The sequence below is a fragment of the Psychrobacillus sp. FSL H8-0484 genome, from assembly GCF_038005325.1.
Lineage (GTDB): Bacteria > Bacillota > Bacilli > Bacillales_A > Planococcaceae > Psychrobacillus.
This window is the reverse complement of record NZ_JBBOSZ010000002.1, coordinates 1-13,743: the sequence shown is the minus strand read 5'-3', so window position 1 is coordinate 13,743 and position 13,743 is coordinate 1. Positions and strand designations below refer to the sequence as shown.

The 13,743-nt window shown below is 34.2% G+C and carries 16 protein-coding genes; 3 read left to right on the top strand and 13 right to left on the bottom strand.

All coding sequences use genetic code 11. The annotated features are described in order from the left end of the window. Positions 1 to 185 precede the first annotated feature (185 nt). Positions 186 to 2,228, bottom strand: a complete 2,043-nt coding sequence (locus MHH81_RS20540; protein ID WP_340925450.1) for an ATP-dependent helicase — start codon at positions 2,226 to 2,228, stop codon at positions 186 to 188. An 86-nt stretch (positions 2,229 to 2,314) separates the two neighbouring features. Further along, on the bottom strand, positions 2,315 to 2,563 hold the full coding sequence (locus MHH81_RS20535; protein ID WP_340925448.1) for a hypothetical protein: 249 nt from the start codon (positions 2,561 to 2,563) through the stop codon (positions 2,315 to 2,317). Positions 2,564 to 3,064: 501 nt separating this feature from the next. Between MHH81_RS20535 and MHH81_RS20530 the strand changes: the two genes are divergently transcribed. Both MHH81_RS20530 and MHH81_RS20525 read left to right on the top strand, forming a co-directional pair. Continuing rightward, on the top strand, positions 3,065 to 3,244 hold the full coding sequence (locus MHH81_RS20530) for a hypothetical protein (RefSeq protein ID WP_340925446.1): 180 nt from the start codon (positions 3,065 to 3,067) through the stop codon (positions 3,242 to 3,244). Positions 3,245 to 3,344: 100 nt separating this feature from the next. Further along, positions 3,345 to 3,773: a hypothetical protein gene (locus MHH81_RS20525; protein ID WP_340925444.1), complete on the top strand. Its 429-nt coding sequence runs from the start codon at positions 3,345 to 3,347 to the stop codon at positions 3,771 to 3,773. A 106-nt stretch (positions 3,774 to 3,879) separates the two neighbouring features. Here MHH81_RS20525 and MHH81_RS20520 read toward each other — a convergent pair whose 3' ends face one another. The 6 genes from MHH81_RS20520 to MHH81_RS20495 all read right to left on the bottom strand — a co-directional run bounded on the left by MHH81_RS20520 (position 3,880) and on the right by MHH81_RS20495 (position 7,927). Further along, on the bottom strand, positions 3,880 to 4,809 hold the full coding sequence (locus MHH81_RS20520; RefSeq protein ID WP_340925442.1) for a hypothetical protein: 930 nt from the start codon (positions 4,807 to 4,809) through the stop codon (positions 3,880 to 3,882). A 302-nt stretch (positions 4,810 to 5,111) separates the two neighbouring features. Further along, entirely contained in the window at positions 5,112 to 5,348 is a 237-nt protein-coding gene (locus tag MHH81_RS20515; RefSeq protein ID WP_340925438.1) for a hypothetical protein, read from the bottom strand. A gap of 145 nt (positions 5,349 to 5,493) precedes the next feature. Then, positions 5,494 to 6,432: a DNA polymerase III subunit delta gene (gene holA, locus MHH81_RS20510; RefSeq protein ID WP_340925436.1), complete on the bottom strand. Its 939-nt coding sequence runs from the start codon at positions 6,430 to 6,432 to the stop codon at positions 5,494 to 5,496. A 24-nt stretch (positions 6,433 to 6,456) separates the two neighbouring features. Further along, complete coding sequence (locus MHH81_RS20505) at positions 6,457 to 6,624, bottom strand: hypothetical protein (protein WP_340925434.1); 168 nt, start codon at positions 6,622 to 6,624, stop codon at positions 6,457 to 6,459. Positions 6,625 to 6,858: 234 nt separating this feature from the next. Next, on the bottom strand, positions 6,859 to 7,104 hold the full coding sequence (locus MHH81_RS20500) for a hypothetical protein (RefSeq protein ID WP_340925432.1): 246 nt from the start codon (positions 7,102 to 7,104) through the stop codon (positions 6,859 to 6,861). Between the two features lie 70 nt (positions 7,105 to 7,174). Further along, positions 7,175 to 7,927: a PadR family transcriptional regulator gene (locus MHH81_RS20495; RefSeq protein ID WP_340925430.1), complete on the bottom strand. Its 753-nt coding sequence runs from the start codon at positions 7,925 to 7,927 to the stop codon at positions 7,175 to 7,177. A 627-nt stretch (positions 7,928 to 8,554) separates the two neighbouring features. On the opposite strand from MHH81_RS20495, the gene MHH81_RS20490 reads away from it, so the two are divergent. After that, entirely contained in the window at positions 8,555 to 10,822 is a 2,268-nt protein-coding gene (locus MHH81_RS20490; RefSeq protein ID WP_340925428.1) for a type I restriction enzyme HsdR N-terminal domain-containing protein, read from the top strand. A gap of 131 nt (positions 10,823 to 10,953) precedes the next feature. Here the strand turns inward: MHH81_RS20490 and MHH81_RS20485 are convergent, their stop codons facing one another. The 5 genes from MHH81_RS20485 to MHH81_RS20465 form a co-directional block, all read right to left on the bottom strand. Further along, the gene (locus tag MHH81_RS20485; protein ID WP_340925426.1) at positions 10,954 to 11,658 is read right to left on the bottom strand and encodes a TraX family protein; all 705 of its coding nucleotides are present in this window, start codon (positions 11,656 to 11,658) and stop codon (positions 10,954 to 10,956) included. Between the two features lies 1 nt (position 11,659). Next, a complete protein-coding gene (locus MHH81_RS20480) occupies positions 11,660 to 11,803 on the bottom strand; it encodes a hypothetical protein (RefSeq protein ID WP_340925424.1) in 144 nt (47 codons plus the stop codon). Then, positions 11,800 to 12,093: a hypothetical protein gene (locus MHH81_RS20475; RefSeq protein ID WP_340925422.1), complete on the bottom strand. Its 294-nt coding sequence runs from the start codon at positions 12,091 to 12,093 to the stop codon at positions 11,800 to 11,802. The genes MHH81_RS20480 and MHH81_RS20475 overlap by 4 nt, the downstream gene beginning before the upstream one ends. Positions 12,094 to 12,298: 205 nt before the next feature. Continuing rightward, positions 12,299 to 12,784, bottom strand: coding sequence for a hypothetical protein (locus tag MHH81_RS20470; protein ID WP_340925419.1), 486 nt, complete (start codon positions 12,782 to 12,784; stop codon positions 12,299 to 12,301). Between the two features lie 120 nt (positions 12,785 to 12,904). Beyond that, complete coding sequence (locus MHH81_RS20465) at positions 12,905 to 13,339, bottom strand: hypothetical protein (RefSeq protein ID WP_340925417.1); 435 nt, start codon at positions 13,337 to 13,339, stop codon at positions 12,905 to 12,907. Positions 13,340 to 13,743 lie beyond the last annotated feature (404 nt).

Sequence of the window (13,743 nt, the reverse complement as noted above, 5' to 3'; positions counted from 1 at the left end):
ATAAATACAAAAATAAGTTTAAGTATAGTCCCTTTAGTTTAGTTTTTGAACAACTTTATTTTCTGTTTACAAGTTAAGGATATATTGAGTTTTCCATATGAATATTTTAAAGTAAATCTCCTTTCGAAAAAAAAAGCACTCTTATCCCCTGGGGAAAAGAGTGCTTCACTAGGAACATTTATACTTTAAGAATAAGTTTGTAGCAAGAAGTGACAGGTATCAACTTCTTTATCATGATAACGTCTAGGAGAACTAATAAATAGTTCATTCTCGGCACGAGTCATTCCTACATAGAGTAGTCTACGCTCTTCTTCTATAGCCTCTAAACTAGTTGTGCCAGTAACGCGATCTTTTTGTTGGTCTGCATTAGTAGCACTTGCATGTGGCATTATCCCTTCGGATGCGCCAATCAAAAATACTGTTGGAAATTCGAGTCCCTTTGCTTGATGGATGCTCATAAGTTGAACTGCTTCAGCATTTGGGTCTTTTCGTAATTCCTCCATCCCATGATATATGGAAATGATTCGATCAATAAACAAAATATATTCATGAGTGGTATCAAATCGTTTCGAGGATGCTTCAAATTCGTTCAAAATCTCTTGTACATACTCTTTTTGCATAGTATCTACTTCTCGCTCTCTCGCCTCAACATGCTTATTGTAAAATGCTTTCCGTAAATGCTGTATCACTTCTCTTGGTTTCTTTGTTTTCAATTGTTTCAATAAAGATAATCGATTAACAATTTGTCTTTTCTGAAATTCAGAAACTTGTAATTGCAGTAAAGAGAAGATGGCTGGTTTGTCCGGATTTAATTCTGCATAATCCTTTGCATTTTGATAAGCTACATCGCGTGATACATAACAAGTAGGTGCCATCTCAGCAATTGCTTCTAAGTCATCTTCATTAACGAGTAATCGTAAATGAGCCAACAGTGGCACAATAAAACCATTTTCATAGAAAAGAGTATCATTTCCATAGATGATAAACGGTATTTCTTTATAAACAAGTTCGTCTACAATTGCACGGGAGGTACTATGCGTGCGATAAAGTATAGCAAAATCATTTAATACACGTCGCTTTTGTTCCTCCATTAGATGACTGGTAATCCACGATGCTTCTTCTTCTGTGTCTGCAGGACGGCTATACCAGATAGCATCTTCCACCTCTCCGATCACATCTGATGATTTATCGATACGATTTTTATTGAAGGAAATCACTTTATTCGCTGCACCTACAATTAGTTGATTCGACCGATAATTCGTGGTAAGTGTAATTGTTTTTAGTGTAGGATAAAAATCCTGTAAATTTAAAATAAAATCGTTGGAGCAGGAATTAAACGAATAAATTAACTGATCTGGGTCTCCAACAAAGATGACGTTGGATGTATCATGTGTAAGTATTTTCATAATGGCATCTTGAATCCTGTTCGTATCCTGAAACTCGTCAATGCTAATGTACCGGTACTGATCCCGTAAAGCAGCTGCATAACCAGGAGCCTTTAGGAACAAGTCGTAGGTTTCTAATAAGATATCATCAAAATCTAGATAGTCGTTCTCTTGTTTCCATTCTTCGTATGCTAAGTAACAAGCGGCTAACTCTTTTTCTGTACGATTGGATAGCTCAATATGATCTGGTTGCATCATTTGGCTTTTCCAATGGGAAATAGTAGCTAATACGGTTTCAGCAGCATAGAGTTCATGTAGTTTCAAGGATTTTAAAATGTCTTTTAGGATTATTTGACGGTATCTGTCGCTTGATAGAATACGCTGTCTATATCCGTTTTCTCTTAGCAATCGTAATAGAAAGGAATGAAAAGTACCTGAGTCTATCTTATCTACTGTTTCCTCAGACAAATGGGGCATCTTTTTCATGCGTTCAATCATTTCGTTGGCCGCCTTTTTTGTAAAGGTAAGCAACAATATTTGATTGGGCTCTACTTCTTTCTGATAAGTTAAGATATAGCTGGCACGAGCGGTTAATACTCTTGTTTTACCTGCACCAGCTCCTGCAACTAAAAGATGCGGTCCTTCTAAGGAACGAACAGCTTGCAGTTGTTCTTGGTTTAAATAAATGCCTTCTTTTTCTAAGGAACGGAAAAAAGGAGCATCTACTTCTGAATCCATTACAAGATCCTCCGTAGTTAGTGGAGCTGCAATAGGAGCAGCGATTTTGGTCTTTTTTTTAGAACCTACTGGATAGGTAAAGGAATTAGCAAATAAATTCATCATGAATCACCTCTTGGATAAAATGAAAAAGGACCTTAATTCTAAATTAAGGTCCTTTTTGTTGTTAGTACAGTTGAGCAAAAGTATTCTTAGCTGAAAATGCTTAGGAAAGATAAAGAAAATGTTAGAAGAGCGAAAAAACTAAGGACTACAGCAAACATTCCTGCTGTCATAAATATAGTTTTCCACGAAACAGTTTCTTCATTATCTTTTGCTTGTTTGTAATACTCTTTTGCTTCTAGTCGAACTTGCTTTCTCATTTCTCTAGTAGCACGAAAATTTTCAATTGCAGTTGATTTGAATCCCTCTTGCTTGTTGTTATATGAATCGATACGCATAACGTAACACTCCTTAAAAAAGTTTTGTGTATTCAAAAGCACGCAAAAAAACACTTTGAATACAACGTCAAACTGTCAAAAGACAGATGAACACTGTAAAACAAAGTGTTTTTGATAAAACGTCTCTCCCGCATGGGTGAGATAATTAAATGCATGAATGAGAATATACGGTAACTATACCATATTCTCATTCAACTGTTAAGTACTAGTATTGTTCTTTTTCCGTCAAGATAAGATATATATTAACGCATTCTATTAATGTCGTTTAATATTCGCACTGTTCAGTATTCAGTAGAACAAATTATGCATGGTTCTGTAATGTTTTCGTTTTGGATAACCCATGAGAATGTTTTGAATGCCCATTGTTCACGCCATAAAGCCTTGTTTTTTTCGTTTCTTTTGTTCCTCCAGGGGAGTTTCAGATAAATTTCCAATTTCAATTAAAGTCTTAATCGTTTTTTTTTAAATGCGTAGATACGATTAAGCATTATAAGAGACTCATTGGAATTATTTGAGATATGTTCACATGACTTTTTTACCTTACCAATCCGTACAGAAATTCCTATTGAAATGGTTACAAAAGCTGCAGAACAATTTTTCGTTTCTTTATTTGAAGATGTATCGAGTCTCGAGGATTACTTTACTAAAATAAATACTTTTGAGGATATTGAAGTTACTTAAAAGATCCAGTAAAAGATTGGATACTATTTGGTTGGGATGACGATGGGGTTAGAATCTATCTTTAAAAGATAGATTTTTAAGTTTTGTAGACTCGGAATATATGGGAAATAGAAATGCTCCCGCAAGCGAAATATTTTTCATTTCTCGAATAGGTTATTTGTCTCAAGGAATGAACATTTTATTCACTATGTCTTCACTTGAATTTGTACCCTATATTCGAGGAGAAGTACCTTTCAGATATTTAACTATTTTATATACTAGTCTAAAAACGAATTTAGATTTAGACTTAGACCATCAAATCATCAGAACTAAGATAAGTTATTTTTTTGAAAAGATTTTTGATTTTAACGAAGTTTCTAATGTTTCATATAATGATTATTTAAATAAAATCAAGGGGTTAAATTTGTATCAATCTGTTGAAGAAGTCTTAGAAATTCAAAATAAAGAGTTATATGAAATAAGTCTTCGTGAAGTTGATTTGGCTGTAAGAAAATTTTATGAAGAAGAATTTTTATCTAGATTTCAGTAAAAAAAAGAATGTTTTTATAGAAAGGTATAACAGAAGAAGATAAGTTTTCAAATTATACTTATTAGAAAATGTAACGCCATCACTGAAGAAGAGATGGCGTTCATTTTTATTGATGTTCTACATATTCCATACCATCAGCGTTAATGGACTTAATGGTAGTAATTAGATTGTCTTTTAAAGAGGATAAGCCTCTACCTGTATTTGAATAATGGATATATCTTAAATGTCTTAAATCAAAAGGAACATCCTCTGAATTTTGAGTTAATAGAATTACTTCTTTTCCAAGAGTATGGGCAATCCCTACTTCATAAAAAACATTAGGATTTTTATCTGTTAAATCAGCTATAATTATTTCTGCACTGCAAATTTTGGTCCAAATAACTTCTATTATAGATGTATTGTGAAAAATATCATCTGCTCTCTCACACTGATAATCTACTTCATTTAAAGCTAACTTAATACAATCCTCATACACTTCTGTTAATTCATCTTTAAATGGCATTAATACAAAACAATATTTTTCCTTAATCCTTACATCGGTATTAGAAAACACTTTAGGTCTAACATCCATAATAGACTTTCCTCTCCTAATTATTTCGGCTTCCATTTCTTCAAATTCCAAAACTTGTTTTAATAAATATTCGTCCAATTCTGAACCGCTTAATTCTAATATTTGTTTGCTAAATTTGAAATGTATAAAATCATGGAAATTGAATTGATTTTTTAGAATTTGATTTAATACCGTTTCGTCAACTTCGAAATCAAGTTCAAAACAATATAATCCCGTCAAAAAAAGAGATTTATTATTTTTACATAATGTAAATATCAATTGATCTTTAGTTAATATAATGGCTAAATCATGTGGAGCAAAAAATATATAGTCATTTATATTTCTTCCCATTTGTTTAATAACGTTTGATAGGATCGATGTGTATCTATCTAAAATTATGTTAACTTTACTCCTTAATTCCTCGTTTAAACGTACAGGAATAGCAGCATGCATTATTAAAGGAAAACGCTTTTCTAAATACGCCATAAAACCACCCCTTTACACCTTTATAGGTTTATTATTCCACAGATAGATTTTTTAGGGAAGTTATTATTGGTAGAATTTTATTCCGGTATATATAAAGACTTATAACTTTAATTATTTTTATCTAGGATTGAGTTTATGAAATGACTTATATGTATGTTTGGGGTATCGAAGATAAAATCTCTGTGTGTTTTAGTTAAATATTTATGTACAAATCATCAAAATAATTAAGTGCAGTAAAAATTACTTAGATATTATTGATTTTAAGGAAAAGAAATTGATTTAGGATTTATGTGCATACTTTTTTATAGAGATACGCCTGCATCGGAAAAAACTACATAATCATATTCGATCTCATTACGGAAGTGAGCTTCAAGAAAATGGCTTGATTGTGTCCCACCGTCAAACGATAATACTCTATAAATCTTTGTTTTTCCTTCACTCTTAGCAATTTCAATAATTTCCTTTTTTGATTTTAATACGCCATTAACGTATTTCTTGTGTTGTTTATAATCATTTATTTCGAATAACTGCAACTGCATAATGTCAGCTCGCCTTCCATTTTTTTATCTGTTTAGTGAATAAAATAAATGACCTTACTAGTTCCAATTGGGAACTGGCAAGATCATTGTGTTTATTCCTATTCGTTTCTCCTAAGGATATTATTCTCCGTAAAAAAGTTTTGGATTAAATCCATTTAATAATCGCGGTTTCCAGAGCGATTTGTTTATCGACAAGACCGCGTTTCATGGAAACATCTAATTCTGCACATTCAATCAATCGAGATTGAACTTCCTCGGTTGAGTATAGATCAGCTTGTTCTTCAGCAATATTAATCACAAAAGGATTTGCTTTAATTATACTGGAAGGTTTTTGACCAATTGCTTGAGCTGCTTTTACCTGTGCAATCATACGGAACTGTCGAGCAATTAATAGATTGATTTTAATTGCATCTTCACCTAGTCGAAATAAATCTTCTAAGATCGTTAGTGCAGATGCTTGCTTACGTATAATGCGTTCAATTAATTTGAAAACATCACTCTCTAATGTTCGAGACATTACTTCTTCAAGCATCCATGCTTCGATTTGATTTGCATCAGGATATGCTAGGCCTAATTTTTGGATTTCGTTATGAAGTAAAAATAGGTCATATCCTAATTGCTGCTCCATTTGGAAGAGCGCATCTTTGGAGATAGTTTTCCCTTCCAACTTGAATCGGTCTTGAATAAACGATTGAACATAACGAAGTGGTTTTGCTTCAAAGGTATTTGCTACCTTTAGTAGAGATTTCACTACTTTTTTCCGTTTATCCAATTTTTCATGCGATACAATCAAAATTAGCGTTGTGGAAGGATTCGGAGAATCGATATATCCCAGTAGCATATCTAAATCATGTTGCAATTTGGATTTGGACACTTCCGTTGATAGAAAGTAGCAATCCCGAAGGATAAGCGTCTTGGTATCTCCAAATAAGTCCATTGTTCGTGCTTCTTCGATAGCTGATTGAAGAGTTGTTTCACGCATATCTAACCAGGAGATAGTAAATGGATCTACTCCCTCTAAAATAGCGTTCCTATGTTCCCTTATTAAAAAGGGTTCTGCTCCGTACAATAAATGAATTGTCATCTGTTATTCCTCCTTAAAAATGGTTTAGAACAAGTTCAGTAATGATGCGAAACGGAGAATACCGTAAATCGCAAATATCAGACTTGTTACTTTAACTAAGGCATTACGAATGAATTTAAAAATCACCCATAATATAGCTGCGCCAACAACTAGTAAAACCCAACCAAATTGTTCATACAGTGCTGTGAACATTCATATCATCTCCTTTCCCTAAAATTAGTGCAAAAAAATAAGCACTTTTTTCAAGGAATGAACAGAAAAAACCTGTTTCACTCTTTCAAAAAAGTGCTTAAACAAACGTAAGTGTTTATTGTTAAAACGTTCCTCCCGCGTGGGTGGAATAATAAAAAACAAATAAAAGATATGAACTTATCATAACGAAATGAGCGGGGTTTGGCAATGAAAAAAAGAAGCCGTAGTGGCTTCTCAAAATACGTTAGGTAGCATATCCAAATTATCAAAGTCGTGTTCTAATGCCAGCTCACGTTTTGCTATTTCTTGTGCTTCTAGGTTAATGTGTTTGCGTATAACGGAAGAAAGTTTTGGAAACTCCTCTTTCGCATAAGCTTTTTGCTCTGCAGTACCATGTAAAATCATGCCGTTTAGTAGAATTGCTTTCTCCATAAGTACAGCAGCGTCGAGTGATGTAAGTCCAGTAATTTTAGGTTGCATCGTAATTAGCTCCTTTCTAACTAGTAGGTTTATATCTAGTTTAGGTGAATGTAGAAAGGGACGCAAATAATCACTGGGGTTTTGCTGAACCTTGTAAAAAAGAAAGAATAGCATGTAAATGAGAGCGAACATCTTTTAAACGTTCTGCAAAAGATTCTTCAACGGTTTGGAAAAACATCTGTCCTTCATCTGTCCCTTTTAAATGACGAACGGTTCGCCGTTCATCTGGCCAGTGTCCAATAAGAAGTCCTGTTTCTTCCATTTCGCGTGCAATGAGATATAAATATCCGTTAGATGGAGACCATCCAAACAAATCATCTAGTTGATCAGCAACTTGTGCCATGTAGAAAGAAGGACGTGTTTGACTGAGTTTGAGCGCAACGTATCGAATTACATCTTTGACCGACAGCAGTTTGGCAAGGAAAGGACGAAATGCTTCATCAAGTGGAGCAGTTGGGTTCTCTGGAGCTGGTCCGATTTTGGTAAGGTAATAATACATACGATCAATGACAAGCGTTACTTCAAAGAATCGTTGGTAATATTGTTCTTCGTAAAGACGGAGCTGCTCCGAACCAGAAGAGGTGGATACATAATACTTTTTGCCATCCATTAAAGACATGGAAAGATGGCCAGCTTGCTCTAATTGTTTAGCAATGCGTGCGACATAATCGTACCCGATCGGATGCCCTGGGAACTGCACTAAAAAAGCATCGGTCAATTCTTTTGGGTACCTTGCAGACGTTTGTGTTTCAAATAACCAAAAGAGGGTGAGGGTATCTTTGCGACTAAAACCAACGGTTGCAACCATTGTATCTTTGCTCATAACAAACACTCCTTTTCCAATAATTATACACCTCGATAGTCCACTTGGGTAGCCTTATGTCCCGTTCTGACGTGTTTCTCTCCCCTCCTTATCCACTTCTTTTCATGGTTTTGATCTTTGGGTTTCCTCGAATTCTTTTATTCTATCGAAGTTAGAAATTCGAATCTATGTATTAATTCGAATTAATGTATTTGTTCGAATCTATGTATTTGTCGAATGGGGGTGGGTTTGACCTTCGCGTTTGCTTTGGGGCAAGGTTGGCTTGGGAGAAACCTTTGGTTTCCAAATTAATATCGGGGGTACCAGGTTTAAAACAAGTGGGATAAGGAAGGTTGGTGCAATGGATATGCGTAGTAACTTCCGGATAGCGGAGCAGCAACCAGGAACGGAAAAGAGTGATTTGGTCGGGATAAGGTGCATAATATGGACTATCGAGGTGTATTATTTATGTTATTGTACTCTATCTACATCTTCCTTACTTTTCTATTTTCCCATAGATTTGTTAAGATACTAGAAGAAAACATATGACTTTGACTAGAAAATAGTGACGTTTAATCTACTATAACGTCTTAATAATAAAGAAATTAATGGTAATATTACTTTAGATGATAGAACGGAGGGAATTAAATGAATGAAGCTACTTTTGAAGCAAAGGCCCATAAAGCCATTGAAAGTATATTTCCAAACTTTTCTCGTTTAGAAATAACTCACCAAGTGATTTTTACTGTGAAATTAGGGCATGAAAATGTCGAAGTGAAGCCAAGTATTAGAAGACCTCGTTTGGATATTTTAATTAAACATAAGGAAAGAAACCTAGCTGTATTAGAATTGAAAAAACCAACGATTACTCTTACTGACGATGATCGTAAACAAGGTCTGAGTTATGCGCGTCTACTAGAACAAATGCCACCTTTGGTAATTGTTTCTAACGGTAAAGAAACTCTGTTTTATGAAACTATTTCGGGCCGACCAATAGCTATCACCAATCCTGACATTGAACAATTAGAGATGCTATTTACTCAGGTACTTGAAATTGCAGCAAGTAAAAAAGACGAAGCTATTCAAATATTATTAGGGAAAGACCCTTTAATTTGGAAGCATGTGATTGATGACTTTAATCAAAAAAGTATTAGTAATCATATTGGTAGTCTTGATACCCTTTCACTACCTATTTCTGAATCTTTACATTTGCCTAGGAAAAGTACTGAGAAGTTAATCGACTATGTTGGTAATAATCCAGTAATAGCTCTAACGGGTGCCCCACTTGTTGGGAAGACCAACGTGTTGTATGAATTTTGTTACCTAAAAAATACTCCATTTGTTCCTATATATATCAATGTTGAGGATTGTCCATATGGCATTTTTCAATACTTAGCTAACCACTTTACTAAACATTTCTTCTCAGCTACTTCAACAGATGAAGTTCGACAGTGGTTTCTAAATGGTATTGTTGGCAATCCGCGTAGCGATGGAAAAACTGTACTGATTGTTGATGGAGTTCGTCATTATGAGGACAAGATTATTAAGGAAATAAATGAACTTATCGATTTCTGTTCTTCCAGCAAATCATTTTCATTGGTTATCGGCTGTGATAGTAGTAATTTTAATCTAATGTCTCAGATCTCCGGGCGCCAAGGTAAGACTTTATTTGGAAAAAAGTCATTGAAATTAGAAGTTGATAATTTGAACGATGATGAGTTTGAAAATGCACGTAACTATTTAATGGAGCAGTGGTCCATTGATTTCCAAAAAGGCGCAAAATATAGCAGGGAGCTTCGCACCCCGCGAATCATTCGTATGATTTTATCGCAACTTCCGAGCGAAAGAAAAGAAGATACCCAGATAGTAATTTCAAGTTTTCTCCCATTCTATTCTCTCAATAGAGTTTTAGAAGGATTTAGTAGTGACATTACATTTATAGATGACATGGTAAAGTTAGTGAATGTTTCCATGCGTCAAGATTTAAAATCACCTTTGGAGGTAATGGTTTCTTATGGTCGAGGTTTTGTTACTTATGAGAAAGCTGAATCTATCTTGGGTGAGATCCGAATTGAGCGCCTTCGTCATCAAGGGCATATCGACTGGTTTGTCGATAAAGAACTGAACCGTTATATAGCCCCAAAATCACCCGAACTTCTCGCAGCATCGGCAGTTGAAGCTTTGTTCAGAGAGGTCAAAAAAATGGGGTATGATGAAGCAATTGAACATGTATTAAATTTATGTGAAAGGCTTCCTTATAGCGACTTAATTGCGGCCAATGTTTTTGATCGATTAAGCTCAGAGGACAAATTTCCATTGTATGAACTCATTGTGCGGTTAGCCAACAACCCACCACGTATTGAGAAAATCCGAAATGATTTCAATGGAGCATTATACTTCGACAAAACAGGGCTAGTTAATATCCCTAAAGAAACGCTGAACGAAAGTCCTGAAGAGGGTAAGTTAATTTCGAATATATTTCCTTGGCTGGTCCTTTCACAATTGGCGACAAAACCATTATTATCTGAATATCCCGAAGATCCGGGGTACGCGTATCGTGAAATAATAAAAACCGTTGGTAGTTATCGGAATATCCTTAGACGCTATGATCCAATAGCACATCCTGAAAATGTCATGGAATATCTCACACATAACTTAATAGACAAAAATGGTGAAGAAGGAGAAGTTCTTTGTGGTGAAGTGGGAATTATTGAGCCTATTACTTATGCAATGATGTCTGGTTTTAGTACACTACCCGACGAGTTACTTGAAATTTGTAAATATGCTGTAAAAGAGAAGGACCCTTTCCTAAAGCATCGACTTTACAATGCAGCAAACAGCATGATTGGTGTAACTGACGAAAAAATTGAAAATACTATAACACAAGCACTTAAAATACTTAATAACGTACACTAAATCTTAGAATTTGAAGATTATTTTAATGGAATAGCAAAAAAAGTTAACGCTTTTTTTGCTATTTAAAATAATCCAATTACATATTATATTGGAGTATTTTTAAACACTAGAGTTGATATCAAGCCCTTTGATTAATACACCTTTGAAATGATAAATAGAATCGCTAGATGTACTGGATAAAACCAGTAAAAGAAATATTTAGATGTGTTCGGTATTCGAAAAGATACTTTACGTATTATAAGCGGCAATACTAATCCTATGACTGCCCAAAATTGAATGAATGAACCTATTTGAATCGCATAGAGGAAGGTTAAATTAACTGCAAGGATACATGCAATCCCTGGCCACTTCCGTAAGTAATAATAAATTAACGCTAACCCTACTCCATACCAACTATAATCAACTGGAATTATCATTAAACCAATAAATACTACTGGTATAAGATACGGTAATCGAATACAAGTTACCGCTATTGCCATTGTAAATATTACATTCAATACGTAAGGATCTATTAGGAGTAGATAAGGAATCTGGCTAATACATGCAAATACCCATAGTCTTATCAAATGAGCTTTCTTATTCCTTGTCCGAACTGCTCCTTCCGCAAGTAAAATGATGAAAATAGGAAATGCAATGCGACCAATAACACGATATATAGCTTCATCTGGAAAAAATACGATACCGATGTGATCAATAATCATCGTTATGAGAGCTATCCACTTGAGCAGATCCACTCTTCCATCACGTTGTATTTGTTCACTTACATTCAAAGCTTTTTTCATTCTAAACCAATTGAAATTGGGTATTCCTTGATTCAACTGTAACCTCTTCCACATATTATCCTCTTGCTGCTCTCTTTGTTGCTAATAAGCTTCTTAGTGAAAAATAGTCCATATCTTGTAGGTTTTCCCCACGCGGTCCTTTACCCACATGATATTGAAGTAATTCCTTAATTAAGTACTCTCTTTCATAATTCTTCATACATTTTTCTCCTCAACATTATTAAACTTTCTATTTTTTAAGAAATCGGTTAATCCGAATAGTCCAGCTCCATACAAGAAGCATAAAATAAAAGCGTCTTTTACACCATTAAACAAGTGTTGCGCCGATGGAACAAAAACACCAACTACAGTAAGAATTAAGATACATAAGTAGACTGGAAACATTCCTACCCATATTCCAATTGATTGTTGTTCGTTACTTTTGTTAAGTGCTGAAATCATTAATAGAGTGGCAAAAAATAATAGCATAATATTAAATAACTGTTCCATAGTAGACCAACTTTCTTTCTAATTTTGAAAACAAAAAGCACCACTAAACAAAGGTATTCCCTTTTGTTTAGTGGTGCTTCCACTGACTTTTGCTAAAACATTAATAATTAAACTTAGTATAGCAGAAAACACCTTGATTTTAAAAAAGATTAATTATTTCGGAAAGCGAATATTCAACTAAAGCACCCGTTAGTTGAATAAGAATTTACTCTATATAGTCAATTAACTGTGCAGGAACTTGTTCAAAAATATAAAGTTCAGGATTATTAAAAGGCTTATTCTTTAAAAATTCTTCGAGAGTGTTAATACTTGCCCAATAATTTTTCATTAAATCTTCCTTTGAAGGTAATCCTTCAACAAAACGTCCTTTGCCACCATCATATATATCTTCCTTATAAGCAAATAAATCACTTGATATATCTCGGTTAAAAACTAAAATTTTATCACTAAACACTGGAAATCGATAGTAAGGATTTTCAAACACTTCCAAGTCTGCTCTGAAAGCAACTTTAAAATCAATCCATTTTGGTGAATTTGCTGGTCTAAAACGGTTTGTTAAATCTGGAAATAGATTAAAGCTATTAGAATACCATTTGGTTGCCGTCTTTTGATTTAATCCTTCTTTTAAAACCCTTTGTGGACTTATACTTGGGTCACTATCATTTTCAATGAACATGTGATATAAATACAAGTTATCCCCTCCTTTTAGGTAACCTAAGCAACCCCATGATCTTTAACTAAAGCACCCGTTAGCCATCCATGCAGCACAAAAAAAATGCTGCACCACAGAGAATGTGGGAGTTCAACAGAGTTACTTACTAGTATTATTCAGTTCAAAGGACTCTTCAAAGTCATTCCATTTTACATTTACTTTTATAACTTCGTCTTCACTTACCTTTGCCCCACCTTTTGAAGCACCTGAAGTCGAAAATATTACCGTTTGCGGGGGTTCTGTGAACTGCTCAGTTTTTTTCCCACCACTATGATTTGTTTCATAAGAGTATTCAAGTTTTTGTATTGAAGACAACTCTTCTAAAGAACCTTTATATTTTAATACAAATTCATAGTTATCTTGGTTTGAATAAGTTTTTGTTCCGTCTTTTTCCCCCCATTTTTCTGTTCCTTTATAGAAATATTCAGCTTCCCATTTTTCACTTTCTCCACTAAATTTATAGTCATTGTTCGTAGTCTCTGAACAAGCTGTTAAAAGCATTATAGTAAATAATAAAGTAATTATTTTCTGCAACTTAACTCCCCCCAAAAATTTGAATTGAATTATTAATTATTATTCGACACATTTCCGAAAATACCTCGTTCTTCAACTAACCTGCTGCGTTAGTTCAATAAGAAAAAAGAGCTGCCTAAACAACCCTATGATCTTGACTAAAGCACCCGTTAGCCATCCATGTAGCACAAAATCAGTGCTGCTCCACAGAGAATGAAAATGTTTAGGAAGTGTCAATACTGATACTGACCTTAATCCAGTCTTCCGTAATCCATAGACTTATTTATGCTCTCCTCTTTTTTTAACGATTAAGTAGGGGTCTTCTTAAGTATTGTCATTTTTCTTTTCTTGAAGAAACTAATTTTCATGGTAGTTTAACAAGAAAACCCCTATCCACAAATCAAAAATTAGTTCTCTGATATTAT